General features: G+C 60.9%; 25 protein-coding genes, 1 tRNA gene and 1 pseudogene. 13 read left to right on the top strand and 14 right to left on the bottom strand.

Going from position 1 to position 22,837, the window contains the following annotated elements:
• Positions 1-14: 14 nt before the first annotated feature.
• From I5P96_RS06950 to I5P96_RS06935, 4 genes are all read right to left on the bottom strand, one after another.
• The gene (locus tag I5P96_RS06950; protein WP_097792333.1) at positions 15-422 is read right to left on the bottom strand and encodes a YlbF family regulator; all 408 of its coding nucleotides are present in this window, start codon (positions 420-422) and stop codon (positions 15-17) included.
• A 63-nt stretch (positions 423-485) separates the two neighbouring features.
• Positions 486-1,868: a tRNA (N6-isopentenyl adenosine(37)-C2)-methylthiotransferase MiaB gene (gene miaB, locus I5P96_RS06945; protein WP_223383674.1), complete on the bottom strand. Its 1,383-nt coding sequence runs from the start codon at positions 1,866-1,868 to the stop codon at positions 486-488.
• Positions 1,869-1,965: 97 nt separating this feature from the next.
• Complete coding sequence (locus tag I5P96_RS06940; RefSeq protein WP_223383673.1) at positions 1,966-2,355, bottom strand: transcriptional repressor; 390 nt, start codon at positions 2,353-2,355, stop codon at positions 1,966-1,968.
• Positions 2,356-2,376: 21 nt separating this feature from the next.
• A complete protein-coding gene (locus tag I5P96_RS06935) occupies positions 2,377-3,651 on the bottom strand; it encodes a replication-associated recombination protein A (protein WP_223383672.1) in 1,275 nt (424 codons plus the stop codon).
• Positions 3,652-3,831: 180 nt separating this feature from the next.
• On the opposite strand from I5P96_RS06935, the gene I5P96_RS06930 reads away from it, so the two are divergent.
• The 10 genes from I5P96_RS06930 to I5P96_RS06885 all read left to right on the top strand — a co-directional run bounded on the left by I5P96_RS06930 (position 3,832) and on the right by I5P96_RS06885 (position 12,631).
• Entirely contained in the window at positions 3,832-4,515 is a 684-nt protein-coding gene (locus I5P96_RS06930; RefSeq protein ID WP_223383671.1) for an endonuclease III domain-containing protein, read from the top strand.
• 11 nt (positions 4,516-4,526) lie between these two features.
• Positions 4,527-4,856 (top strand): GlsB/YeaQ/YmgE family stress response membrane protein, encoded by a 330-nt coding sequence (locus tag I5P96_RS06925; protein ID WP_097792338.1) that lies wholly within the window; start codon positions 4,527-4,529, stop codon positions 4,854-4,856.
• Between the two features lie 128 nt (positions 4,857-4,984).
• Complete coding sequence (locus tag I5P96_RS06920) at positions 4,985-5,296, top strand: PadR family transcriptional regulator (RefSeq protein WP_223383670.1); 312 nt, start codon at positions 4,985-4,987, stop codon at positions 5,294-5,296.
• Between the two features lie 2 nt (positions 5,297-5,298).
• Positions 5,299-5,805 (top strand): DUF2812 domain-containing protein, encoded by a 507-nt coding sequence (locus I5P96_RS06915; RefSeq protein ID WP_223383669.1) that lies wholly within the window; start codon positions 5,299-5,301, stop codon positions 5,803-5,805.
• Between the two features lie 151 nt (positions 5,806-5,956).
• Positions 5,957-6,454 carry a MarR family winged helix-turn-helix transcriptional regulator gene (locus I5P96_RS06910; RefSeq protein ID WP_223383668.1) on the top strand — a complete coding sequence of 166 codons (498 nt, stop codon included), beginning with the start codon at positions 5,957-5,959 and terminating at the stop codon, positions 6,452-6,454.
• On the top strand, positions 6,447-8,780 hold the full coding sequence (locus I5P96_RS06905; protein WP_223383667.1) for an ABC transporter ATP-binding protein: 2,334 nt from the start codon (positions 6,447-6,449) through the stop codon (positions 8,778-8,780). Before I5P96_RS06910 ends, I5P96_RS06905 begins: the two co-directional genes overlap by 8 nt.
• A gap of 1 nt (position 8,781) precedes the next feature.
• A complete protein-coding gene (locus I5P96_RS06900; protein ID WP_223383666.1) occupies positions 8,782-10,593 on the top strand; it encodes an ABC transporter ATP-binding protein in 1,812 nt (603 codons plus the stop codon).
• Between the two features lie 132 nt (positions 10,594-10,725).
• Positions 10,726-11,469: an AzlC family ABC transporter permease gene (locus I5P96_RS06895; RefSeq protein ID WP_223383665.1), complete on the top strand. Its 744-nt coding sequence runs from the start codon at positions 10,726-10,728 to the stop codon at positions 11,467-11,469.
• A complete protein-coding gene (locus tag I5P96_RS06890) occupies positions 11,466-11,777 on the top strand; it encodes an AzlD domain-containing protein (protein ID WP_118552850.1) in 312 nt (103 codons plus the stop codon). Before I5P96_RS06895 ends, I5P96_RS06890 begins: the two co-directional genes overlap by 4 nt.
• 5 nt (positions 11,778-11,782) lie before the next feature.
• Complete coding sequence (locus I5P96_RS06885) at positions 11,783-12,631, top strand: SDR family oxidoreductase (protein WP_223383664.1); 849 nt, start codon at positions 11,783-11,785, stop codon at positions 12,629-12,631.
• Positions 12,632-12,749: 118 nt separating this feature from the next.
• Here the strand turns inward: I5P96_RS06885 and I5P96_RS06880 are convergent, their stop codons facing one another.
• Positions 12,750-13,034, bottom strand: coding sequence for a DUF2508 family protein (locus tag I5P96_RS06880; protein WP_118552849.1), 285 nt, complete (start codon positions 13,032-13,034; stop codon positions 12,750-12,752).
• 276 nt (positions 13,035-13,310) lie between these two features.
• Between I5P96_RS06880 and I5P96_RS06875 the strand changes: the two genes are divergently transcribed.
• A tRNA-Gln gene (locus tag I5P96_RS06875) sits at positions 13,311-13,384 on the top strand.
• A 142-nt stretch (positions 13,385-13,526) separates the two neighbouring features.
• Here the strand turns inward: I5P96_RS06875 and I5P96_RS06870 are convergent.
• Positions 13,527-14,114: a pentapeptide repeat-containing protein gene (locus I5P96_RS06870; protein WP_223383663.1), complete on the bottom strand. Its 588-nt coding sequence runs from the start codon at positions 14,112-14,114 to the stop codon at positions 13,527-13,529.
• A 9-nt stretch (positions 14,115-14,123) separates the two neighbouring features.
• Positions 14,124-14,228: pseudogene (locus I5P96_RS06865) on the bottom strand (low molecular weight phosphotyrosine protein phosphatase); the annotation flags it as partial.
• Between the two features lie 149 nt (positions 14,229-14,377).
• Between I5P96_RS06865 and I5P96_RS06860 the strand changes: the two are divergent.
• Entirely contained in the window at positions 14,378-15,367 is a 990-nt protein-coding gene (locus I5P96_RS06860; protein WP_223383662.1) for a nucleoid-associated protein, read from the top strand.
• Between the two features lie 170 nt (positions 15,368-15,537).
• The gene (locus I5P96_RS06855; RefSeq protein ID WP_223383661.1) at positions 15,538-16,470 is read left to right on the top strand and encodes an AEC family transporter; all 933 of its coding nucleotides are present in this window, start codon (positions 15,538-15,540) and stop codon (positions 16,468-16,470) included.
• Between the two features lie 62 nt (positions 16,471-16,532).
• Here I5P96_RS06855 and I5P96_RS06850 read toward each other — a convergent pair whose 3' ends face one another.
• From I5P96_RS06850 to I5P96_RS06820, 7 genes are all read right to left on the bottom strand, one after another.
• Positions 16,533-17,579, bottom strand: coding sequence for a sulfate/molybdate ABC transporter ATP-binding protein (locus I5P96_RS06850; RefSeq protein ID WP_223383660.1), 1,047 nt, complete (start codon positions 17,577-17,579; stop codon positions 16,533-16,535).
• Positions 17,576-18,250 carry a molybdate ABC transporter permease subunit gene (modB, locus tag I5P96_RS06845; RefSeq protein ID WP_223383659.1) on the bottom strand — a complete coding sequence of 225 codons (675 nt, stop codon included), beginning with the start codon at positions 18,248-18,250 and terminating at the stop codon, positions 17,576-17,578. The genes I5P96_RS06850 and modB overlap by 4 nt, the downstream gene beginning before the upstream one ends.
• Positions 18,251-18,394: 144 nt before the next feature.
• Positions 18,395-19,279 (bottom strand): molybdate ABC transporter substrate-binding protein, encoded by an 885-nt coding sequence (gene modA / locus I5P96_RS06840; protein WP_223383658.1) that lies wholly within the window; start codon positions 19,277-19,279, stop codon positions 18,395-18,397.
• Between the two features lie 77 nt (positions 19,280-19,356).
• Positions 19,357-20,289: an MOSC domain-containing protein gene (locus I5P96_RS06835; protein WP_223383657.1), complete on the bottom strand. Its 933-nt coding sequence runs from the start codon at positions 20,287-20,289 to the stop codon at positions 19,357-19,359.
• Between the two features lies 1 nt (position 20,290).
• Complete coding sequence (gene moaA / locus I5P96_RS06830; RefSeq protein ID WP_223383656.1) at positions 20,291-21,271, bottom strand: GTP 3',8-cyclase MoaA; 981 nt, start codon at positions 21,269-21,271, stop codon at positions 20,291-20,293.
• A complete protein-coding gene (gene moaC, locus I5P96_RS06825; RefSeq protein ID WP_097792354.1) occupies positions 21,264-21,767 on the bottom strand; it encodes a cyclic pyranopterin monophosphate synthase MoaC in 504 nt (167 codons plus the stop codon). Before moaC ends, moaA begins: the two co-directional genes overlap by 8 nt.
• Before the next feature lie 45 nt (positions 21,768-21,812).
• Complete coding sequence (locus tag I5P96_RS06820; protein ID WP_223383655.1) at positions 21,813-22,832, bottom strand: molybdopterin-binding protein; 1,020 nt, start codon at positions 22,830-22,832, stop codon at positions 21,813-21,815.
• Positions 22,833-22,837: the final 5 nt, after the last annotated feature.

The raw sequence follows: 22,837 nt of genomic DNA, 5'->3' as shown, positions 1-22,837 counted from the left end.
CGTTTCACATGTGCTCAGTGGCAGCCGCCGCAGGTGGAGCAGCTGCCGGTGCAGGACGCGCTGGGTTCCTGCACGGTCATGGGGTCGCCGCCGTTCATCGCGGTGTTGATGATGGCGTCGATGTAGTTAACGAGGTTCTCGCAGTCCTTCTTGGCCTCGTTGTAGGCCACCATGCCCTCATCGGCCATGATCTTGCCGTACAGGTCGTTGACCTTCTCGTTCAGCTCGGAGATGCGCGCATCGCTGCGCTCGCTCTTGCCGATCTCGTTGTTCAGGTCCATGCGGGCAAGGTTGAACTCGCCGATCATGTTCTGCAGCTCCTCATCGTTGTCGTTGAGCTTGCGGGCCTGGTCGAGGGCCAGATAGCGGGGGTCGGTCTGCAGTGCCATGGCGGCACGCTTAAAGAGGTCGATGCAATCCATAAGAATAGTCTCCTTTAATGTTCTTTTCATTTGATGGAGCCGTTCCGCTCCGGGAAATCCTGGTCAATCTGCCAGCTCGCCCAACAGGACGGTGGCGCGGGCACCGGTGAGGTGCACATTGGCATACCGGCCCATCCAGCCGGGGTCGGCGGCGAACTCGACGGTCAGGTTGTTGTCCAACCGGCCGGAGAGGGTACCCTCGCTGCGGCCAAAGCTCTCCACGAGGACGCGGACGGTCTGGCCCACCTGTGCTTTGACGAGGCCCATGGCGATCTCGTCCTGGATCTTCAGCAGGCGGCTCATCCGGTCGGTCTTTTCCTTGCGGGGGGTGGGGTCAGGCATTTCTGCCGCCTTGGTCCCGGTGCGCTTGGAGTAGATGAAGGTGAACAGCTGCATGTAACCGACCTTCCGGATCAGGTCGAGGGTGCCCTGGAAATCCTCCTCCGTCTCACCGGGGAAGCCGATGATGATGTCGCTGGAGAAGGTGATGCCGGGCACAGTCCTGCGGGCGTACTCGATGAGTTCGAGGTACTGCGCAACGGTGTAATGGCGGTTCATCTGGGCCAGCATTCGGTCCGAGCCGCACTGCACCGGCAGATGCAGGTGCTTGCACAGGTGCGGCTGCGCGGCAATGGTGTCAATGAGCTTATGGCTGGCGTCCTTCGGGTGGCTGGTCATGAAGCGGATCTGATAATCGCCGGGCACCGAGCAGAGCAGGTTGAGCAGGTCGGAAAAATCCACCTTCTCTTCCAGGCCCTTGCCGTAGCTGTTGACATTTTGGCCCAGCAGGGTGATTTCCTTGTAGCCCGCTTCCACAAGGCCCCGGAATTCGGCCAGGATATCGCCGGGCTTGCGGCTCTTTTCGCGGCCGCGGACATAGGGCACGATGCAGTAGGTGCAGAAGTTGTCGCAGCCGTACATGATGGGCAGCCAGGCGCGGAACTCGCTCTCGCGCCGGATGGGGATGTTCTCCACAATGACGGGGCGCTGGGCAGGCTCCAGAAGGACCCGCTTGTGCTTTTGCAGCTTCTGCGCAATGAGCTGCGGCAGGGTGTCGATGCCGTCCACGCCGAAGACGAGGTCCACATACGGATAGCTCTGGCGCAGCTTTTCCACCACATGCTTCTGGTTGGCCATGCAGCCGCACAGGCCGATCATCAGGCCGGGCTTTTTCTCCTTCAGGCCCTTGAGCGCGCCCACATTGCCGAAAACGCGCTGCTCGGCGTGCTCGCGGACGGCGCAGGTGTTAAAGAGGATGAGGTCGGCGTCTTCGGGCTTGTCGCACAGGCCGTAGCCGATATCCACCAGCACACCCTTGATGCGCTCGCCGTCGTTGACGTTCTGCTGGCAGCCGTAGCTGTGGACGAAGGCCAGCGGCGGGGTGTCGTATGTCTTGCGCACCAGCTCGGCGGCGGTGGCGTTGTGTTCAAATGCAATGTACTCCAATGATGAAACCATCCTTCGGTTCGATATTTTCAGAAAGCTCTTTTTAGTATACCCTGTTTTGCGCCGCAGGGCAAGTAGGAAGTGCGAATTTTTCGGTTCAGACGGAGGCTTCGGCCTGCTTTTGGGCGCAGGCCTCGCACAGGCCGAACAGGACCACCGCGCAGTCCTGCACGACGCCCTTCTGGCTGCGGACCAGCTTCATCACCTGCTTTTCGTCCACATCGGCGTCCACGACGCGGCCGCAGGCGTTGCAGTAGAGATGGCTGTGCCAGCACAGGGTGTGGTCGAATCGGTCGGCCTTGCCGGGGATGGAGACGCGGCGCACCCGGCCCGCCTCCACCAGACTGTTCAGGTTGCGGTAGACCGTGCCGAGGCTCAGGCCGGGGCACTCCGGTGCAGCTTTGTCAAAAATCTCTTCCGCGGTGGGGTGGTCGCAGAGTTCTTCCACCTTCCGCAAAACCAGCTCACGCTGCTTGGAATAACGCATAAGTTCCTCCTGTTGTGGTTTTTATACTTTGTCTTCGCCCTTGATGCGGACCCAGTAGGCGCGGGTCGCCTGTTCGTTTTTGTTTTCTCCAAAGGTGTAGTACCGGACATCCCTGAGCACATCGGGCAGGTATTGCTGCTCGACCCAGTGGTTCGGGTAGTCGTGGGCGTATTTGTAGTTCTGCCCCTTGACGAGGGCATCCTCGCCGTCAAAGTGCTTGTTCTGCAGCTGGCGCGGGATCGGCCCGGTGCGCCCGGCCTGCACATCCGCGATGGCGGCATTGATCGCATCGTGGGCGCTGTTGGATTTGGGGCTGGTGGCCACCAGAATGACCGCATCCGCCAGTGGGAGCCGGGCTTCCGGCAGGCCCACCATGTTGGCCGCGTCGATGGCCGCCTTGACGATGGGGATGATCTGCGGGTAGGCAAGGCCCACATCCTCGCAGGCACAGACCATCAGGCGGCGGCAGGCCGAGGGCAGGTCCCCTGCTTCCAGCAGGCGGGCCAGATAGTGGAGCGCTGCGTCCGGGTCGGAGCCGCGCATGGATTTCTGGTAGGCAGAGACGATGTCGTAATGGTCATCGCCGTCCCGGTCGTACCGCATGGCGGTGCGGCGGGTGACCTGCCGGATCATTTCCAGGGAAATATGCTTGCCTTGCTCGTCCTGCGGTGCGGCGGTAACGGCAAAATCGAGGCAGCCCAGCGCCTTGCGCAGGTCGCCGCCGGCACTCTCGGCAAGGTACGTGCAGGCGTCCGGGTCCATTGTAACCGGGACGCCCTCCGATTCCGAGAGCTTTTCCAGCGCGTTGTGCAGGCCCTGCTCCACATCCGCCGCCGCCAGTGACCGGAACTCGAACACCGTGCAGCGGGACAGCAGCGCATTATAGATGTAGAAGTAGGGGTTTTCGGTGGTGGAGGCGATGAGGGTGACGCTGCCGTCCTCAATGCACTCCAACAGGCTCTGCTGCTGCTTTTTGTTCAGGTACTGGATCTCGTCGAGGTAGAGCAGGATGCCCCCTGCCCCGGCCAGTGTGCCGATGTCCTTGAGGACCGCCTTGATGTCGCCGGTGCCGCAGGAGGTGCCGTTGAGCTTGTGGAGGGTCATCCCGCTGTTTTCGGCAATGATGCGGGCCACGGTGGTCTTGCCGGTGCCGGAGGGGCCGTAGAAGATCATGTTGGGGATCTTTCCGCTCTCGATGGTGCGGCGGAACACCCGCCCCGGTGCCAGCAGATGCTGCTGCCCACAGACCTCGGCCAGTGTTTTGGGGCGCAGACGCTGCGCCAGCGGTTCGTTCATCGGTCGTTCCTCCTCTTTGCTCATCTGAGACAATTTCCTGTTTATCTTAGTATACCGCATTTCCCCGCTGAGGACAAGCGCTTCTTTGGCAGGGGCCTGCCCCGATATCGCAAAATTCATTTACAAACTCGTCGAAACATGGTATCATCAGGCTATCCTTATGTGAAACGAGGCGATCTCATGCGCAAAGCTTCCCCGGCGGAAGACCTTTCCGCCAAAAAGGCGCTGGCGTGCACGGTCATTGACCGGTTGAAACAGGAATACCCGGATGCAGGCTGCACACTGGACTACGACCACGCCTGGCAGCTGCTGGTCAGTGTGCGGCTGGCCGCACAGTGCACCGATGCACGGGTGAACATCGTCGTGCAGGACCTGTTTGCAAAGTACCCCGATGTGGCGTCGCTGGCCGCTGCCGAACCGGAGGACATCGAAGCCATCGTCAAGCCGTGCGGGCTGGGCCGCAGCAAGGCGCGGGATATCTCGGCCTGTATGCGGATGCTGCGTGACCGGTACGACTGCAAGGTGCCCACCACCTTTGAAGAGCTGCTGGCGCTGCCCGGCGTGGGCCGGAAGAGCGCGAATCTTATCATGGGCGATGTGTTCGGCAAGCCTGCCATCGTGACGGACACCCACTGCATCCGGCTGTGCAATAAGATCGGTCTGGTGGACGGCATCAAAGAACCGCAGAAGGTGGAAATGGCGCTGTGGAAGATCATCCCGCCCGAAGAGGGCAGCGACCTGTGCCATCGGTTCGTCATGCACGGCCGGGCCGTCTGCAATGCCCGCAAACCCGAATGTGAACGGTGCTGCCTGAAGGATGTCTGCCGGTATGCAGCAGAGCAGGCAGCTGCACAAACCAAATAGGAGGTCTCATTATGATCACACTCTCGATTCTGATCGTCATCGCGCTCATCTGCGCTTTGGTCGGCTGCCTGATGGGCCTGTTCTCCCTTGTGGGGCTGCTGGCCTCGCTGGTCATCGGCGTACTGGTGGGTGCCCTGGCCGGGTACATCGCAGGCCGCTTTATGGGCACCGAGACATCGTTCGCCCGCAATGCCGTTCTGGGTGTACTGGGCAGCTTTGTCGGCGAGTTTCTGTTCGGCCTGGTCGGCATCCACGCGACCGGGAGCTTCAGTTCCTTTGTCATCTCCATCCTCGGTGCCTGCGTCTGCATCTGGGTGGACAATAAGTTTTTGAGAAAGTAAGATACCCTCTCAGGCGCGCAAAGCGTGACTGAGAGGGTTTCCTGCCAAAAAGCTCTTGACAGATGTATCGCCGCGCGATATAATGCAATTACGATATATCGTGTGTCGATACAAAGTGAGGCGATACAATGGAAAATCTGGCGTTAACGGAATCCACTTACTACATCCTGCTTTCTCTCTACCACCCACAACACGGTTACGGCATCATGCAGCAGACCGAACAGCTTTCCGGAGGACGAGTGCGGCTGGCCGCCGGGACCTTGTACGGTGCTTTGAACGCACTGTGCGAAAAAGGGTGGATCGCTCCCCTGCCCATGGAAAGCGGGAGCCGGAAAAAAGAATATCAATTGACCCCTTCCGGGTTTGAGGTACTCAAGCGAGAGCTGGCCCGGCTGGAAGAACTGCTGACCAATGGCCGCAATATTTTACAGGAGAAATGAGCATGAGCGAGACAAAGAAACTCCACAAGGTATTCTGGGTCTGGGAATACGAAAAAGAAGAACGATGGCTCAACGAGATGGCGCAGGAAGGCTGGGCTTTGAAGAAAGCCAGCTTCTGCACCTTTGTTTTCGAAAAGACCGAACCGGGCGAATACATCATCCGGGTAGAAACACTGGACAACTCTTCTGATTTTGAAAATTTCATGGGGGAGCTTGGGGCCGAGTCCGTTGGCCGCTGCTTCTGCTGGGGGTACTACCGCCGCTCCGCTGAACAGGGCCCGTTCGATATGTTTTCGGATATGGATTCCCGCATCGCTCATTTGAATAAAATCGGGAACGACGTGAAACTTCTCTGCCTTGCAAACCTTGTCATCGGCATCTGCAACACCTTCAATGGGGCTTCCTTTTCGTGGATGAACCTTCTCTGCGCCACACTCCTTGCCTACGGGCTGGGGCGCATCCGTGGCAAGCAGGACACCTTGGAAGAAGAGCGCGCGCTCCACGAGTGACCATTTTCCCTTTGGAACATCATTTTTTCAGAGTTTTCAAAAAGTTCATCTTTACCCGCTTGCATTCCAGTGCAGGCGGGTATATTATTTCAATCGTGAATAGTTATCAAGTGTTAATTATTTGCATTCATCAACAAACGAGGAGGAAGCTATGCAGCCTGTGATCACAGACCTTGCGGGATTGTTCCACTACATTTTCCGGCTTCATGACGAGACCAAGCGGGGCATGAGCGCGGCGTTGTCCAGCTGCCCCAAGTGCCATTTTGCCATGTTGGAGACCCTGTCCACCCTCATTGCCAAGCACGGCCACGAGGGCACCATCTATGTTTCCCAGCTGGCCGAAGCTTCCCGGCAGGCCATGCCGGTCATTTCGCGGGGGCTGCGGACATTGGAGCAGGAGGGCCTCATTGAGCGCATCACCGACCCCAACGACCGTCGGAAAACGCTGGTGCGCATCACCCCGCAGGGCCGCGCCGCCAGCGCCGCCGGGGAAGAAGCGCTGGTGCGGTATTTTTCCGGCATTGCCCACCGCCTGACCCCGGAACAGCGGCAGCAGTTTTTTGAGTTGAAGGACATTCTGCTGGCGGCCATTGAAGCAGAAAATGCGGAACAGAACCAAAAATTGAAGGGAGACAATCAAAATGGGTAAGATCTTCAAGCAGCTGGCCCGCCACTGGGCCGCCTGCCTGGTCGTGATCGGCCTGCTGTTCGTGCAGGCGTACTGCGACCTTTCCCTGCCGGACTACACGAGCAAGATCGTGGATACCGGCATCCAGCAGGGCGGCATCGAAAGCCCCCTGCCCCAGACCCTGCGCTCCTCCACGCGGGATGCGCTGTCGCTTTTGATGAGCGAAGAGGACGCAGAGACCTTCCGGAACGCCTACGGATATTACATTCAGGACGACGGCGTTCTGAAGCTCCGCGCTGACCTGACCGCCGAGGAGCGTGCTTCTCTGGAAGAGATCGTCACCATGCCGGACATCGTGCTGTATATGGCTGCTTCGCAGGCTGCCAATGGCACCGGGATGCCCGCGCAGGGCATGGCTCCCCTTTCGGAATATCCGGCTGCTTCCAGCGGGGCCGCTGAGAGCACAGCCCCCTCGGAAAGTGCCGAGGATACCGCAGCGGAGACCATCGCCCCCACTGCTGCCGATCTGGACGCCGTGTGCGCCCAGTTTGCGGCCATGGCGCAGATGCCGGGCTTCTCCCGCGAGATGATCCAGCAGCAGCTTGCCAGCGCAATGGCACAGATCGACGAAACGACCCTTTCCAGCATGGCCAGCCAGGCCACCCTGCTGGTCAGCCTGGAATACGAGGCGCAGGGCGTCGCGCACGACGTCCAGATGCAGTATCTCTTCCGAGTGGGCGGGCAGATGCTGGGCCTGACGCTGCTGATGGTGGCGGTCGCCATTCTGGTGGGCCTCATCGCTTCCCGCGTGTCGGCTGCCATCGGCCGTGACCTGCGTCGGCAGACCTTCTCCTCTGTCATCCATTTCTCCAATGCAGAGATCGAGAATTTCTCCACTGCTTCCCTCATCACCCGCACCACCAACGACATCCAGCAGGTGCAGTTCGTCTGCGTCATCCTGCTGCGCATGGTGGCCTATGCGCCCATCCTGGGCATCGGCGGTGTGCTCCATGTCGTGCAGGGCAACACCGGCCTTGCCTGGATCATCGTGCTGGACGTGGTCCTGCTGCTCTGCCTCATCGTGTTCCTGATGAACATCGCGATGCCGAAATTCAAGATCATGCAGACCCTTGTGGACAAGCTGAACCTCGTCAGCCGCGAAATTTTGACCGGCGTGATGCCGGTGCGCGCGTTCAGCCGTGAGACCTTCGAGGAAGAGCGCTTTGACAAGGCCAGCAAGGAGTTGATGGGCACCCAGCTGTTCACCAACCGCGCCATGGTCGCCATGATGCCCTTTATGACCCTTATCATGAACGGCACCAGCCTGCTCATCGTCTGGTTCGGCGGCAAGGCCATGGATGCCGGCAACATGCAGGTGGGCGAGATGATCGCCTTCATCACCTACACGATGCAGATCGTCATGTCCTTCCTGATGCTGGCGATGGTGGCCGTGATGCTGCCCCGCGCCGGTGTGGCCGCAGACCGCATCGACGAAGTGTGCCGCACCACCGCTTCCATCCACGACCCCGACGAAGCCGCCGCCCAGCCTGCGCGGGAGCGCAGCCACTGGAACGGTGTGGTGCGGTTCGAGGATGTGAGCTTCCGCTTCCCCGGTGCCGACAGCGACGCGCTGGAGCACATCAGCTTTACCGCTGAGCCGGGCCAGACGACCGCCATCATCGGTTCCACCGGCTGCGGCAAATCCACCCTGCTGAACCTCATCCCCCGCTTTTACGATGTGACCAGCGGCAAAGTGACCGTGGACGGGATCGACGTCCGCGACATGCCGCAGGAGACGCTGCACAGCCTGCTGGGCTATGTGCCCCAGAAGGGTATCCTGTTCAGCGGCAGCATTGCGAGCAACCTGAAGTTCGGCGGCGAACAGATCACCGACGCCGACATGAAGAAAGCAGCTGCCATCGCACAGGCCACAGAGTTCATCGACGCCAAGCCCGAAGGCTACGACAGCCCCATCGCGCAGGGCGGCTCCAATGTCTCCGGCGGGCAGAAGCAGCGCCTTTCCATTGCGCGCGCCATTGCAAAAGCGCCGCGCATCTATCTGTTTGACGACAGCTTCTCCGCCCTGGACTACAAGACCGACGTGACCCTGCGCCGTGCCCTGAAGGCGGAGACCGGCGACGCCACCGTCATCATCGTGGCACAGCGCATCTCCACGGTGCTCCACGCCAACCAGATCCTGGTCCTTGATGAGGGCCGTCTGGTGGGCCGGGGCACCCACGCCCAGCTGATGGCCTCCTGCCCCGAATATCAGGAGATCGCGCGGAGCCAGCTGAGCCAGAAAGAGCTGGACCTGAAAGACCTGAACACCGGAAAGGAGGAGAAGTAACATGCCGAGACCCGGACGCCAGACGACGGAACGCGCCAAGGATTTCAAGGGCACGCTGCTGCAGCTGCTCAAGACCATGGGCGCATATAAGATCTCCCTCATCGTCGTCATCGTTTTCGCCATCCTCTCCACCATCTTCAACATCGCAGGCCCGAAGATCCTGGCCAAGGCCACCACGGCCCTTGCCACCGGCTGGATCGCCAGACTGCGCGGCGTTGGCAGCATCGACTTTGGCTACATCGGCAAAATTCTGCTCATCCTGCTGGCCATGTACCTCTGCTCGGCTGCATTCAGCTTCGTTCAGGGCTGGCTGATGACCGGCCTTTCGCAGAAGGTGTGCTACGACTTCCGCCGCCAGATCAGCGAGAAGATCGACCGCCTGCCCCTCGCCTACTTTGAGAAGCGCACCGTCGGTGAGGTGCTCTCCCGCATCACCAACGACGTCGATACTCTGGGCCAGAGCCTGAACCAGAGCGTCACCCAGCTCATCACCAGTGTGACCACCATGATCGGTGTGCTCCTCATGATGCTCTCCATCAGCCCCAGAATGACCCTCATCGCCCTGCTCATCCTGCCCGTTTCGCTGGCGCTTGTGCTGCTGGTGGTCAAATTCAGCCAGAAATACTTCAAGGCCCAGCAGGCCACTCTGGGCGTCGTGAACGGCCAGGTGGAGGAAGTCTACTCCGGCCACAGCGTCATCAAGGCATTCAACCGCGAAGCCGCTGTGCTGGCCGACTTCAACACCGCAAACGACAAGCTGTTCGAATCCGCCTGGAAGAGTCAGTTTCTCTCCGGCCTGATGCAGCCCATCATGAACTTTGTGGGCAATCTGGGCTATGTGGCCGTGGCCATCGTCGGCAGCGTGTTTGCCGCCAACGGCGTCATCACCATCGGCGACATTCAGGCCTTCATCCAGTATGTCAAGAACTTCACCCAGCCCATCCAGCAGCTCGCGCAGGTGTCGAACATGCTGCAGAGCATGGCCGCTGCGGCGGAGCGCGTCTTCGAGTTCCTGAACGAGCCGGAAGAAGCGCAGCTCGCCGACCCGGCCCGCCGGGCAGACCCCGCCTGCATCGACGGTCAGGTCACCTTTGACCACGTCCGGTTCGGCTATGTGCCCGAAAAGACCATCATCCACGATTTCAGCTGCACCGTGAACCCCGGCGAGAAGGTCGCCATCGTAGGCCCCACCGGCGCGGGCAAGACCACCATGGTCAAGCTGCTGATGCGGTTCTACGATGTGGATTCCGGTTCCATCACCCTGAACGGCCACGATGTGCGCGACTTTGACCGCAGCGCTCTGCGCGAGGGCTTCGGCATGGTGCTGCAGGACACCTGGCTGTTCAAGGGCACCATCATGGAGAACATCCGGTACGGCCGCCTCGACGCCACCGACGAAGAAGTCATCGCCGCAGCCAAGGCTGCCAACGCAGACCACTTCATCCGCACCCTGCCCGGCGGCTACCAGATGGAGCTGAACGAGGACGCCTCCAACGTCAGCCAGGGCCAGAAGCAGCTGCTGACCATTGCCCGCGCCATCCTGGCCGACAACCGCATCCTGATCCTGGATGAGGCCACCAGCAGCGTGGATACCCGCACCGAACAGCGCATCCAGACCGCAATGGACAACCTGATGCGCGGCCGCACCAGCTTCGTCATCGCCCACCGCCTGTCCACCATCCGGGACGCAGACCTCATCCTTGTGATGCGGGACGGCGACATCGTCGAGCAGGGCACCCATGACCAGCTCATCGAAAAGGGCGGCTTCTACGCAGACCTGTACAACAGCCAGTTCGAAGACGTTGTGGAATAAGCCACAGCTCCCTTCTCTGTGAAAATGCCTCAGCTTTCCTTCCAAAAGCTGAGGCATTTTCTTTTGTCTTTGCCGGGCGGATGTGCTATAATTATTTTCGTGTCTTGAAGTAGGAAAGGAGTCTGGAACTCAATGGAAACTGCAGTCAAGCCCTACGCATTCAGCCGGAAGGTGTTCTGCGAAGGGATGCGGGACGGTGTGCCCATCGCACTGGGGTATTTTGCCGTCTCTTTTTCGCTGGGCATTGCGGCCCGAAACGCGGGCCTGACCCCCATCCAGGGGTTTGTTGCCAGCCTGTTCAACAATGCTTCCGCCGGAGAATATGCGGCGTTCTCGCTCATTGCCGCCGGGGCTACCTATGTGGAAGTGGCCATCATCACCCTCATTGCCAACGCGCGGTATCTGCTGATGAGCTGCGCGCTGGCCCAGCGGTTTGCCCCCGGCACACCCTTCTTCCACCGGCTCATCATCGGCTACGATGTCACCGATGAGTTGTTCGGCATCACCATCGCACGGCCCGGCTACCTGAACCCGTTTTACACCTACGGTGCCATCGCACTGGCGGCACCGGCCTGGGCCATGGGCACCGCGCTGGGCATCGTGGCGGGCAACCTGCTGCCCCTGCGGGCCGTCAGCGCTCTGAGCGTCGCGCTCTACGGCATGTTCCTTGCCATCATCATCCCCCCGGCCCGCAAGAACAAGGTCGTGGCGGTTCTGGTGGCGCTGAGCTTCGCCCTCAGCTTTGTCTGCAATTACCTGCCGGGCATCGCATCGCTCTCCGACGGCACCCGCACCATCCTGCTCACGGTGCTCATCTCCTGCGGGGCGGCGGTGCTGTTCCCGGTTCCAACGCAAGCTGAGGAGGCCGAACAATGACATACAACAATTGGGTCTACATCGCCGTGATGGCGGCGGTCTCCTACGCCATCCGCGTTCTGCCGCTGACACTCATCCGCAAGCCCATCCAGAACCGGTTCATCCAGTCGTTCCTGTTCTATGTGCCCTATGTGACGCTGGCTGTGATGACCTTTCCGGCCATCGTCAACGCCACCCAGAGCCCTCTGGCCGGTGCGGCGGCGCTGGTGGTGGGCATCGCCGCTGCCTGGTTCGGGGCCAGCCTGTTCCAGGTGTCGGTCGCCTGCTGCGCCGTGGTGTTTGTTCTGGAATTGTTTTTGGTACGGTGATGAAGATGCAGAAGATCCTTGTTTCCGGTGCGGGCGGCTTTGTCGGGGCCCGTGTGATGCAGCAATGGCGTGAAAAAGCAGAGCTTCTTGCGTTTCCGCGCGGGTTTCTGGCGGCGGCCACGCAGGAAGACCTCTGCCGTTTTGCTGCACAGGTGCAGCCGGACGTTGTACTGCATCTGGCCGCGCTCTCTGACACCGGCTACTGCCAGCAGCACCCGGAGGACTCCCGCCGCGCCAATGTGGACGTGCCGCTCTGGATGGCGCGGGCCGCGGCCGAGACCGGCGCGAAACTCGTGGTGTTCAGCTCCGACCAGGTTTATTCCGGGGCAGCGCAGGAAGGCCCCCTGCCCGAAACGCTTTCCCTTTCCCCTTCCAACATTTACGGGCAGCACAAGCTGGAAGCCGAGCAGCGGGTGCTGGAAGTCCTGCCGGACGCCGTGTTTCTGCGGGCACCCTGGATGTACGACCTGCCCGGCTATCAGCTGCCCATCCGGGGCAATCTGCCGCTGAACCTGCTGCGGGCCGCTCTGCGTGGGACGCCGGTGCAGTTTTCTGCCCACGACTGGCGGGGCATCAGCTTTGTGCGGGAGGTTATCGAGAACCTGTACCCGGCGTTCTCCCTGCCCGGCGGTGTGTACAACTTTGGCAGCAGCAACGACCGCAACATGGTCGAGACCGCACGGCAGTTCGCGGAATTGCTGGGCATTTCCGTTGCCATCGAGATCACCGACTGGCACCGCAACCTGCGGATGGATGGCTGCAAAGCCGCCGCGCAGGGCATCACCTTCTGCTCCACGCAGGAGGGGTTTGCGCGGTGCCTGAGGGAGTATAACCTCTCAGGCGGGCCACGATGACAGCCTATTCTTGGAGGATAGGCTGTTCTTCGTACAACCTGTCCGTCATCTTCGGTGACACCTCTCCTTGTAGGAGAGGCTTTGGCATTCCACAGACTTCGCCTCTTCGGGAGAGGGTTCATCCTCCCATCGGCTGATATTTCTGCAAAATAGTATGCAGGCCAAGCTCCCGCGCCTGAGCCAGCAGATAGCGGTAGCGGCACAGCAGAGCCTGCCGCTCGTAGATGTGCTGTTCGATGAGGTCGGTGTCCACCTCCAGGTCAAACATCATCTCGTTCTGGCGCAGGCAGAACAGGCACTCTTTCAGTTCCTCTTCCAGTTCCGGGTGGTAGCGTTCATGTTCCGTATCCCGCGGGATGCGGTCGGACAACAAGGTTTTTTCTTTTTGCGCAGACTGTGCCATCGTGGTTCCTCCTCTTTGTGCATCTTTGCTTCTACTGATTTCCAGTATATGCAAAGAAAGTGAGAAGGATGACGGTTGATGGAGTCCCGCCATAAAAAATCGTCTACCTCCCCGACGACTCTGCCCCATTGCTCTGACGTTTCAAAATGTTCCGCGAAAGACCGTCTTTTTTCAAGATTTTGCAAAAAAGTTTGAAAAAGTGCTTGACAACTCCGGGTTTTTCCCGTATAATAGCACACGTTGAGCGGCTCACGAGCCAAACAACAAAGCAAATCTTGGGGATTTGCATAGTGGTAGTGCGGTAGACTCTGACTCTACTTGTGGGAGTTCGATTCTCTCATCCCCAACCAAAAGAACCAGCCGAACATGTTCGGCTGGTTCTTTTTTTCTTTGTTTCCCCTATGAACAGAAGCGCTCCGCTTTCAAGATTTACAGCATCTGTACAGAAGCCGCAAATCGAGACAGCGGTAATTGCCCCTTGCCCGCCCCTGTTCAGGACAGCTTGATCTTCAGGTCAGCCAGCAGATTCACGGCTTCCGGCAGTGAAAATCTTGCATCTTTCAGGCGGCTGCCCAGAATATCCACCTTATATCCGATGGCATCCCGGAAATCCGCCTTGCGCAGGTCGCACTGGTAAAACTCCGTTTCGTGAAGCTCTGTGCCCTTGAACTTGACCAGCTGCATCTCACATTTGGCAAACATCGAGCCGACGATCTCGTTCCCGTCCGAAAAGTTGAAGCGGTTGAAATTCATCTCCGTAAAGGTGTTATATTTCAGGCTGCATCCCTTCAGCGTGTGGATGGGGTCCGGGAACGCGCCATTGGACATCAGGGGTGCCCACTCGATCTCATTCAGGCGGCAGTCCTCAAAATCCAGCGACTGCACTGAGGAATGGGTGCTGCGCAGCCCCGTGATCTCACACCGCACAAATTTGCACTCGTTCAGTGTGGTGTGGTCCAGTTCGCACTTTGTAAACACGCAGTCCACAAATACGCAGTCGGTAAAATCGCAGTCCTCAAAAGTCTCCTCGACAAACGACAGGTCGGCAAACCGCTCCCCCTCACAATAACGTTCTTTCATGAAATTCTCCTATCCGCGCAGTTCTTCCAGCAAGGATGTACAGCCCTCCAGCACATCCCGCCAGGTGGCTTCAAGATTCCCGGTGTACCATGGGGCTGCCCCATCGCCGTAGCGGCGGGTGTGATTTATTTATAATACCACTTACGGCTCTTTTTGTAAAATTGGTTTCCATGAGACAAGCAGGTTTTCCTCTCGCAATCCGGGGTGGGTTGTGGTATACTGGAGCAGAATCCGGAAATCATCCTTTGAAACGAGGTATCCCCATGGAGATCATCATTCATCAGGCCATCCTGCATGTGCTGGACACCACCCTCGACGCCCCGGTGCTCAGCGGCAGCTGCATGGAGCCTACCGCCGAAAAAACGGCCTATTTGCAGAACCACATCGAAAAGCTGCTGGCCAGTGACGACATCCGTCAGTGCCGCCCCCTGCCGGACTCGGCCTTCAAAAACGAGCTGGAGCACAACCAGGACTTCGTGGACCTGTCCTGCCGCATCGCGGGGGTGCTGTTCGATTACATGCACGCCCACACCACCATCCCCGGTGCCGACCTGGCCGTGGTGGATTTCACCCGCGACGGTACCCCGTGGCTGGGCATCCTCAAGCTGAACTACAAGAACGGCTACACCCACTACACCGAGACTGTGGAGGGTGCCCCGGTCAACTCCATCATCCAGCAGCGGGCCTGCCTGCCGACCCAGAGCGGCAAGGTGGAAGAGGGTGCGCTCGTCAACCTGCAGGACTACTCCATGCGCCTGCTGGAAAAGAAGTACGACATCGACGGCCACAAGGAATTTTACCTTTCTACGGTCGTGTTCCAGTACACTCAGGCCGAACCGGAAAAGAAAAAGCTGAAAGCCATCCAGGAAGCCGCTGCGCAGGCCGTGATGGACGCCTACCAGGACGAACCCCACGCCGAGGCACAGGTCGCCATGCTCATTGCGAACCAGGCCGCCGACAACGACAACCAGGTCTCGGTGGAGCAGGTGCGCCGCCAGCTGGCCGAGGAATACCCGCTGGCCGCTGTCCCCTTTGACGACTACGTGGAGAAGAGCGATGTCATCGAGCAGTTCGAGCAGCCTGTCACCGTGACGCCCGCCCGCATCCGCCGGATGGAGAGCCGCAGCATCCACACCGCCAGCGGCATCGAGGTGAAGATCCCCACCGAGATCCTGTCCTCCGAGTCGGAAGTGGAGTTCCTCCATGACCCCGACGGCAGCGTCTCGCTGCTCATCAAGAATGTGATTTTGTGAAAGAGACCCTCTCCGTCATTGCTTTGCAATGCCACCTCTCCCAAGGGGCGAGGTCGCGAGCAAAAGCGAACCGGCGAGGGTTTCATTTTTTCTCTTGCCAAATCCCCTGTTTTGTGCTATATCTTTCTTGTATTCATGCTTGTATTTATGAAGCTGGGAGGAATTTGAAAATGGAACTGGCACTTATCTGCGCACAGCAGGTCATCGTGTTGTTTTTGCTCATCGGGGCAGGCGCGGCCGCCATCAAGACCGGTGTGCTGAAGCCGGAAGGGCGGCAGACTCTCTCGAACCTGCTGGTCTACCTGGTCGTTCCGGCCATGATCGTCCACTCCTATATGATGGACTTCAGCGAGGAGATCCTGCACAACCTGCTGGCCGCGTTCGGGCTGAGCGTTCTGGCCATCCTCATCGGCACTGTGCTGACGCTGGCCCTGACCGCCCGGCAGAAAGACCGCCGGGCCCCCATCTTCCGGTTCGCATCGGTCTTCTCCAACGCAGCCTATATGGGCTTCCCGCTCATTTCGGCGCTGTTTGGGTCGGAGGGGCTGCTCTACGCCAGCGCCTACGTGACCGTGTTCAATATCCTGCTCTGGACCATGGGCTACGGCATGGTCAGCGGCAGTTCCAGCCCGAAGGAAGTGGCCCGCAGCCTGCTGCGCACCCCGGTGCTGTATGCGATGGTGGTGGGCCTCGCCGTCTACCTGCTGCAGATCCCGGTGCCCGCCCTCATCGCCCAGCCGCTGGAACTGCTGAGCAACATGAACACCCCGCTTTCCATGCTCATCACCGGCATCCTCATCGCCACAGGCGACCTGAAGCAGATTGTCTGCGACCGACACATCTGGAAACTGGCCGGACTGCGGATGCTGGTCATCCCGGCAGTGTGTCTGGCGGCCTTTGCGGCGCTGGGTCTGCTGCGCTTCGGCATGAGCGCACAGGTGGTGCTGCTGTTGGAGTGCTGCCCTGCCGCCGCGATCACCTCGGTGTTCGCCGTTCAGTTCGGCCACGATGAGCAGTTCGCTGCCGGATGCGTGGTCCTCACCACCCTGCTCAGCATCGTCACCCTGCCCCTGTGCGCACTGGTGCTGACGGCGCTGATGTAACACGCGATACAAAAAGGAACCGCTGTGTTTCGAACGCACAGCGGTTCCTTTTTTGTTTTCCATTATACCAGCGGCATGATGTTTTCCGGCGCCGCCCGGAGGAAGGCCGGGGTCTCCGGCAGGGGTGAAGAAAGCGTCGTTTTGGAGACCTTCCACCACAACTTTGCGCTGCCATCCACCGAGGTGCAGATGACATTCCAGTCGAACGGATTCTCGCTCGAAGCGCCCACACGCACCGGCAGCCGGTTGTCGCTGTCCGCTGCGGCGGGCACGAGGTCATGGGCACGGATGCCCACGGCGGTGCAGTTTTCCGGCACCGGGAGCGCCACGGCAAGCTCCTGCTCCCAGCCGGTGAGATGCACCCGGTGCGCGTCCACCCGGACGCAGGGCAGGATGTTCTTGCAGCCGGTCAGGCGGGCGGCGGTCAGGCGGCGGGGGTCTGCAAAGACCTCTCTGGTCGTGCCGGCCCGCAGCACCTCGCCGCCGTCCATGACGATCATCTCGCGGCAGAGACGGTAGGCCTCGTCGCGGTTGTGGGTCACGAGCAGGGCCGTGCCGTCAAACCCGGCCAGCAGGCTGCCCACTTCGCCCTCCACTTCCTCGCGGAGGTAGCTGTCCAGTGCGCTGAACGGCTCGTCCAGCATCAGGATACGGGGCTTGCCTGCCAGGATGCGGGCCAGCGCAGCGCGCTGCTGCTGCCCGCCCGAAAGCTCACTGGGCAGGCGGTGGGCCAGTTTCTCCAGCCGCATGGCGCGCAGGGCCTCCGCACAGGCCGCCTTGCGGGCGGCGGGGTCCTTCTCCTTTTTCAGCGCGCAGAGGATGTTCTGCTCCACCGTCATATTCGGGAACAGCGCGTAGTTCTGGAACAGCAGGCCCACGTTCCTCTGCTGCGGGGGCAGGTCGATGCCCTGTTCGCTGTCGAACAGGACACGGCCGTCCAGCACGATGCGGCCGCTGTCGGGTCTGACGATGCCCGCAATGCAGCGCAGGGTCATGCTTTTGCCGCAGCCGGATGCGCCGAGGATGGCGGCGGTGGTATTGCCCGCTGTGAACTCCGTGCGAAGGGTGAAGCCGTCGAACCGTTTGGTGATCTTGACGTCCAAACTCATGTGCGCTTCCCTCCCTGCTTCTGTTTGCGTTCCAGCAGGTTGACCGCCAACAGCACCACTGCCGAGATGACGATGTCCACCAGCACCCACTGCATCGCCCCCCTCTCATCGTTGGTGCGCCAGAGCTGATACACCGTGGTGGCGATGGTGGCCGTTTTGCCGGGAGTGTAGCCTGCGATCATGCTGGTCGCGCCGTACTCGCCCAGCGCGCGGGCAAAGGCCAGCACCGTTCCGGCCAGGATGCCCTGACGGCAATAGGGCATCCGCACCCGCCAGAAGATCCAGGTGTTGGAAAGTCCCAGCGTCTGCGCAGACCAGGCCAGCGTCTCGTCGAAGCTCTCGAACGCGCCGCGGGCCGTGCGGTACATCAGCGGGAAGGCCACCACGATGGAGGCAAAGATGGCGCTGTACCAGTTCATGACCAGCTTGACGCCGAAATGCTCCAGAAAGAAGAGGCCCAGCGGCCGCTTGGCACCGAACAGCAGCAGCAGGAAATAACCCACGACCGTGGGCGGCAGGACCATGGGCAGGGTGAGCACCACGTCCAGCACACCTTTGAGCACACGGGGCAGCTTTGCGATATAATAGGCGGCAAAAATGCCGAGGAAGAACACCGCTGCGCAGCTGATGAGCGCAATGCGCAGGCTGTTCCATAAAGGATACCAGTCCACTTGCTTTCACCTCCCTATTTCGTCTCACAGCAGGGCCCTGCTGTTTCCGGCGTCCGGGACCTCCTTCGGCCAGTCACAGCCTGCCCGGCCTGCCAAGGGCTCCCCTATCAGGGGAGCTGGCGAGCCAATGCGAGATTGAGCGGTTTACAGTGCGGTGAAGCCGACGCTCTCGAACACTTCGCCTGCCGCAGAGGTCTGCAGATACTCCAGGAATTTCCGGGCAGCAACGGCGTTGGGGGAAGCCTTCAGGACGGCAGCCGGGTAGATGACCTGACCGCACATCTCCTTCGTGGCCTCATCCACGACCTTCAGACCGGCGCTGAAGGCATCGGTGCAGTAGACGACACCGGCATCCACGCTGGCCTCGCTGACCTGAGTGGTGACTTCCTTGACGTTGGAGCCGTAGGTGATGACACCGGCCGCAGCCAGAGCGGCTTCGTCCAGCTCGTAGTAGGCCAGGATCTTCTGGGTGTACTGCCCCACCGGCACATCGCTGTTGCCCATGCAGAACAGAATGTCCTCAGCCTTCAGGTGCTCGGCCAGAGAATCGAAGCTGTCGATGCCCTTGTCGGCATTTTCGGGGACGCACAGGACGACCTTATTTTCCAGCAGATCCACGCGGGAATCGCTGTCCACGAAATCCAGACCCTCGGTGTTCACCTCAGCGGAAGCGGTGCTGTCCAGCTGGTTCATCTGCTTCTGACCTGCCGAAAGGAACAGGTCGCAGTCTGCGCCCTCCTGGATCTGGGTCTTCAGGGTGCCGGAAGAGTCGAAGTTGAAGCGGAAGGTCACGCCGGAGTTCTCCGCCGAATAGGTCTCGGCGATGGCGTTCAGCGTCTCGGTCAGGGACGCTGCAGCGAAGACGATCAGCTCGACGGACTCGCCCGAAGCAGCCTCCGAAGAGGCGGCGGCAGAGCCTGCCACGGAGGAAACGGAGCTGCTGGAGCCGCCGCAGGCGGTCAGGGCAGCAGATGCGGACGCGATGCCGGCAGCGCACAGGAAGCCGCGGCGGGAGATCTGGGCATTCATGGTCATTTCTCCTTCTGTTGTTCCCATAGAGTTATCGTTTACAGCGTCTCCCGCAGGGCGGGGCTGTAAAGGCCGCATTACTTCCGGGCACACTCGCCGTCCAGCCCGGCAGCGATGCGGATGCCGTGTTCGAGGCTGGGCAGGATGTACTCCAGATTCTCCTGCACGGCCTTGGGGCTGCCCGGCAGATTGACGATGAGGGTCTTGCCGCGCAGGACGCTGGCTGCGCGGCTGAGCATCCCACGCGGGGTGATGCTCAGGCTGTGGTACCGCATGGCCTCGGCGATGCCGGGGGCGCTGCGGGTGGCCACGGCATAGGTGACCTCTGGGGTGATATCGCGCGGGGAGAAGCCGGTGCCGCCGGTGGTCAAGATCAGGTTCACCTGTCGGCCGTCGGCCAGCCGGATGAGCTGGGCCTTCAGCGCCTTGGCCTCATCGGGTAGGATCATGGTCTCTTCCACTTTGTACCCGGCGGCGGTCAGCATCTCCACGATGAGCGGGCCGCTCTTGTCCTCCCGCTCGCCGCGGGCGCCTTTGTCCGACAGGGTGATGACGGCTGCGCGCAGCGGCGGGTCTTCTTCCGGGGGCAGCAGGATCATTTCATCGCCCACATGGAGCGTGCCGCCGTGGAGCACACGGGCGAACACGCCCTCGTGGGGCATGATGCACTCGCCGGTCTGCTGTTTGATGACGCAGTCGTTGTGGCATTCCTTGCCGATCTGGGTCATCTCCAGCACGACCTCACCGACCTGAAAGCGGCTGGTGACGGGCAGATTGCGGAAATCGAACCCCTCCACAACGAGGTTTTCGCCAAAGGCACCGTAATCGACCCAGATCTTCTTGCGGAAGTTCTCGATCTTCTCGGCGCTGAGCAGGCTGACCTGACGGTGCCAGTTTCCGCCGTGGGCGTCGGTCTCAATGCCCCATTCCGGGGTCAGGGTGGCTTCGGGCACCTCGGTCTTGACGGTGCCGCGCTTCGGGCTGGTGCAAATGGCCAGGATCTTTCCCATATTATCCTCCGATCCGATACATCCCGCGCGTAGCCGGGACATCCTGTTTCAATTCAAAGTGGTGCTCCTGGGGCTTTTCCCAGATGGTGGTGCGGATGGCGCTGAGCAGCGCTTCGTCCGACGCGCCGCTGCGCAGGAGCATTTTCAGGTCGCAGCCCGCCTCGCTGGCAAGGCAGGGCCGCAGAAAACCCTGACTCGTGAGCCGGACCCGGTTGCAGGAAGCGCAGAACTTGCCGTGCACGGCCGCAATGAAGCCCACGCTCCCCTGCCAGCCCGGCGCGGTGTAGTAGACTGCCGGGCCGTCGCCGATGTCTGCCGTTTCCTGACGGGAAAGCGGGGCCAGCTCCGGCCAGCGCTTCCGGAAGCGGGCCAGCAGGTCCGGCCCTGAGATGCAGGGCATTGCAGCCCCATAGCCGATGGGCATCATCTCGATGAAGCGCACCTGCAAAGGCTTTGTCTCCGCCAGAGCGGCCAGCGCTTCCAGCTCTCCCTCGTTGACGCCCACCTGCGGCACGCAGTTCAGCTTGACGGGCAGGCCGCTTTCCAGCGCGGCCCGGATGCCCGCCATCACGTCCGCAAAGGCGTCCCGCGCGGTGATGCGGGCGAACACTTCCGGTGAAAGGGTGTCCAGGCTGATGTTCACGCTGTCCAGCCCGGCGGCAAGCAGGGCGGGCAGCTGCTGCGCCAGCAGCACCCCATTGGTGGTCATGGTGACACGGCGGATGCCGGGGATGGCTTTCAGCTGCGCCACCAGATGATCCACGCCTTTGCGCACCAGCGGCTCGCCGCCGGTGACGCGGACCGTATCCACCCCGCACTGCGCAAACTGTGCGGCAAGGCGGAGAAATTCTTCGTACGTCAGGATATCTTCCCGTTCCAGTTTCTCCACACCGTCCGGCATACAGTAGCGGCAGCGCAGGTTGCACAGGTCGGTGACCGAGAGGCGCAGATAGTGGATCGTGCGGCCTTTTGCATCAAACATAGCCGCCCTCCGCCCGGATGTACAGGCCGCTCTTGCCGCCGCTCTTCTTTTCCAGATGGATCTCGCCCAGTTCCATCCCCTTATCCACGGCCTTGCACATATCGTAGATGGTCAGCAGCGCGGTGGAAACACCGGTCAGGGCCTCCATCTCCACGCCGGTGACGCCGCTGGTCTTGACGGTGCAGCGGGCCTCCACCGCCCGGCGCTCCGGCAGCAGTTCGAACTCGATCTGCACCTTGGTCAGCGGCAGCGGATGGCACAGCGGGATCAGCTCGCTGGTGCGCTTGGTGGCCATGATGCCGGCCACGCGGGCTACGCCCAGCACATCGCCTTTCTTCACCGTGCCGTTCTGCACGGCGGCAAAGGCGTCTTCGTTCATGGTAATGATGCCGTGGGCCGTGGCCTCGCGGGAGGTGACAGGCTTGCCGCTCACGTCCACCATCACCGCATTGCCCTCGGCATCGAAATGGGTCAGTTTATTTTCTGTTGTATTCATAAAATTCACGTTATCCTTCGTGTAGCCTTTCACAACGGAGCTCGTTCAGCAGTGCCCGAACCCGCAGTTGGGCCAGGTGCAGGTGCCGCAGCCCAGGCAGAGGCCGCCCTCCCCCAGGCGGGCGATATCCTCGGCGGTGATGGGGTCATCGGCCAGCAGACGGGGCAGCAGCAGATCGAAAATGGTCCGCTTGGCGTACATCACGCAGCCCGGCAGGCCGCAGACAGGCACACCGTCCAGATAGCTGACCAGGAACATGGCACCGGGCAGCACCGGCGCACCGTAGCTGATGATGTCAGCCCCGGTGTTTCGGATGGCCAGCGGGGTGCGGTCGTCGGGGTCCACGCTCATGCCGCCGGTGGTGAAGATCAGCTCGCAGCCCGCCACCTTTGCTTCCAGAATGGCCGCTGTGATGCCCGCCGGGTCGTCGTCGCAGACCTTGTGGAAGACCATCTCGCAGCCGTATTCCGCCAGCTTGCGTTCCAGGATGGGGGTGAATTTATCCTCGATGCGGCCCTTGAAGACCTCGCTGCCCGTGGTGATGACCGCAAACTTCTTCTGGTGGAAGGGCAGGACGTTCAGGATGGGCTTGTCCCCCGCTGCTTTCTGCATGGCGTCCATCTTTTCCTGCTCGATGACCAGCGGGATGATGCGGGTACCGGCCAGTTTGGCTCCTTTTTTCACCGGCATGTCGCCGTGGATGGTGGCGATCATCATCTGCGGGGTGCGGTTGACGGCCAGCAAAGCGGCGCGGTCGATCTTGAGCAGGCCGTCGCAGTCGGCGATCAGCTCGATCTTGCCCTCCTTCGGCTCGGTGCCGTGGATGTTCCTGCCCGCAGCGGCCCGATAGAGCAGCGCGGCGGCTTCGTCCTCGTGGAGGATGCCGGGCGTCTTTTCCCAGACGTACAGGTTCTCCTTGCCGATGCTCAGCAGCACCGGGATATCCTCCGGCTGGACGATGTGGCCCTTGCGGAAGCGGGGGCCTTTGAACTCGCCCGGAAGGATCTGGGTGATATCGTGGCAGAGCACCTGCCCTGCGGCGTCTTCGGTACGGATCAGTTTCATAATCG

This window comes from Faecalibacterium prausnitzii, assembly GCF_019967995.1.
GTDB lineage: Bacteria > Bacillota > Clostridia > Oscillospirales > Ruminococcaceae > Faecalibacterium > Faecalibacterium prausnitzii_E.
Note: the sequence above shows the minus strand (reverse complement) of the source record. Positions and strands in the feature narration are given on the sequence as shown.

Excerpts from the sequence above, each read along its gene's own strand:
- I5P96_RS06950 (WP_097792333.1), bottom strand. The coding sequence starts at position 422 with ATGGATTGCATCGACCTCTTTAAGCGTGCCGCCATGGCACTGCAGACC.
- I5P96_RS06940 (WP_223383673.1), bottom strand. The coding sequence starts at position 2,355 with ATGCGTTATTCCAAGCAGCGTGAGCTGGTTTTGCGGAAGGTGGAAGAA.
- I5P96_RS06935 (WP_223383672.1), bottom strand. The coding sequence starts at position 3,651 with ATGAACGAACCGCTGGCGCAGCGTCTGCGCCCCAAAACACTGGCCGAG.
- I5P96_RS06930 (WP_223383671.1), top strand. The coding sequence starts at position 3,832 with ATGCGCAAAGCTTCCCCGGCGGAAGACCTTTCCGCCAAAAAGGCGCTG.
- I5P96_RS06925 (WP_097792338.1), top strand. The coding sequence starts at position 4,527 with ATGATCACACTCTCGATTCTGATCGTCATCGCGCTCATCTGCGCTTTG.
- I5P96_RS06920 (WP_223383670.1), top strand. The coding sequence starts at position 4,985 with ATGGAAAATCTGGCGTTAACGGAATCCACTTACTACATCCTGCTTTCT.
- I5P96_RS06915 (WP_223383669.1), top strand. The coding sequence starts at position 5,299 with ATGAGCGAGACAAAGAAACTCCACAAGGTATTCTGGGTCTGGGAATAC.
- I5P96_RS06910 (WP_223383668.1), top strand. The coding sequence starts at position 5,957 with ATGCAGCCTGTGATCACAGACCTTGCGGGATTGTTCCACTACATTTTC.
- I5P96_RS06905 (WP_223383667.1), top strand. The coding sequence starts at position 6,447 with ATGGGTAAGATCTTCAAGCAGCTGGCCCGCCACTGGGCCGCCTGCCTG.
- I5P96_RS06900 (WP_223383666.1), top strand. The coding sequence starts at position 8,782 with ATGCCGAGACCCGGACGCCAGACGACGGAACGCGCCAAGGATTTCAAG.
- I5P96_RS06895 (WP_223383665.1), top strand. The coding sequence starts at position 10,726 with ATGGAAACTGCAGTCAAGCCCTACGCATTCAGCCGGAAGGTGTTCTGC.
- I5P96_RS06890 (WP_118552850.1), top strand. The coding sequence starts at position 11,466 with ATGACATACAACAATTGGGTCTACATCGCCGTGATGGCGGCGGTCTCC.
- I5P96_RS06885 (WP_223383664.1), top strand. The coding sequence starts at position 11,783 with ATGCAGAAGATCCTTGTTTCCGGTGCGGGCGGCTTTGTCGGGGCCCGT.
- I5P96_RS06880 (WP_118552849.1), bottom strand. The coding sequence starts at position 13,034 with ATGGCACAGTCTGCGCAAAAAGAAAAAACCTTGTTGTCCGACCGCATC.
- I5P96_RS06870 (WP_223383663.1), bottom strand. The coding sequence starts at position 14,114 with ATGAAAGAACGTTATTGTGAGGGGGAGCGGTTTGCCGACCTGTCGTTT.
- I5P96_RS06860 (WP_223383662.1), top strand. The coding sequence starts at position 14,378 with ATGGAGATCATCATTCATCAGGCCATCCTGCATGTGCTGGACACCACC.
- I5P96_RS06855 (WP_223383661.1), top strand. The coding sequence starts at position 15,538 with ATGGAACTGGCACTTATCTGCGCACAGCAGGTCATCGTGTTGTTTTTG.
- I5P96_RS06850 (WP_223383660.1), bottom strand. The coding sequence starts at position 17,579 with ATGAGTTTGGACGTCAAGATCACCAAACGGTTCGACGGCTTCACCCTT.
- modA (WP_223383658.1), bottom strand. The coding sequence starts at position 19,279 with ATGAATGCCCAGATCTCCCGCCGCGGCTTCCTGTGCGCTGCCGGCATC.
- I5P96_RS06835 (WP_223383657.1), bottom strand. The coding sequence starts at position 20,289 with ATGGGAAAGATCCTGGCCATTTGCACCAGCCCGAAGCGCGGCACCGTC.
- moaA (WP_223383656.1), bottom strand. The coding sequence starts at position 21,271 with ATGTTTGATGCAAAAGGCCGCACGATCCACTATCTGCGCCTCTCGGTC.
- moaC (WP_097792354.1), bottom strand. The coding sequence starts at position 21,767 with ATGAATACAACAGAAAATAAACTGACCCATTTCGATGCCGAGGGCAAT.
- I5P96_RS06820 (WP_223383655.1), bottom strand. The coding sequence starts at position 22,832 with ATGAAACTGATCCGTACCGAAGACGCCGCAGGGCAGGTGCTCTGCCAC.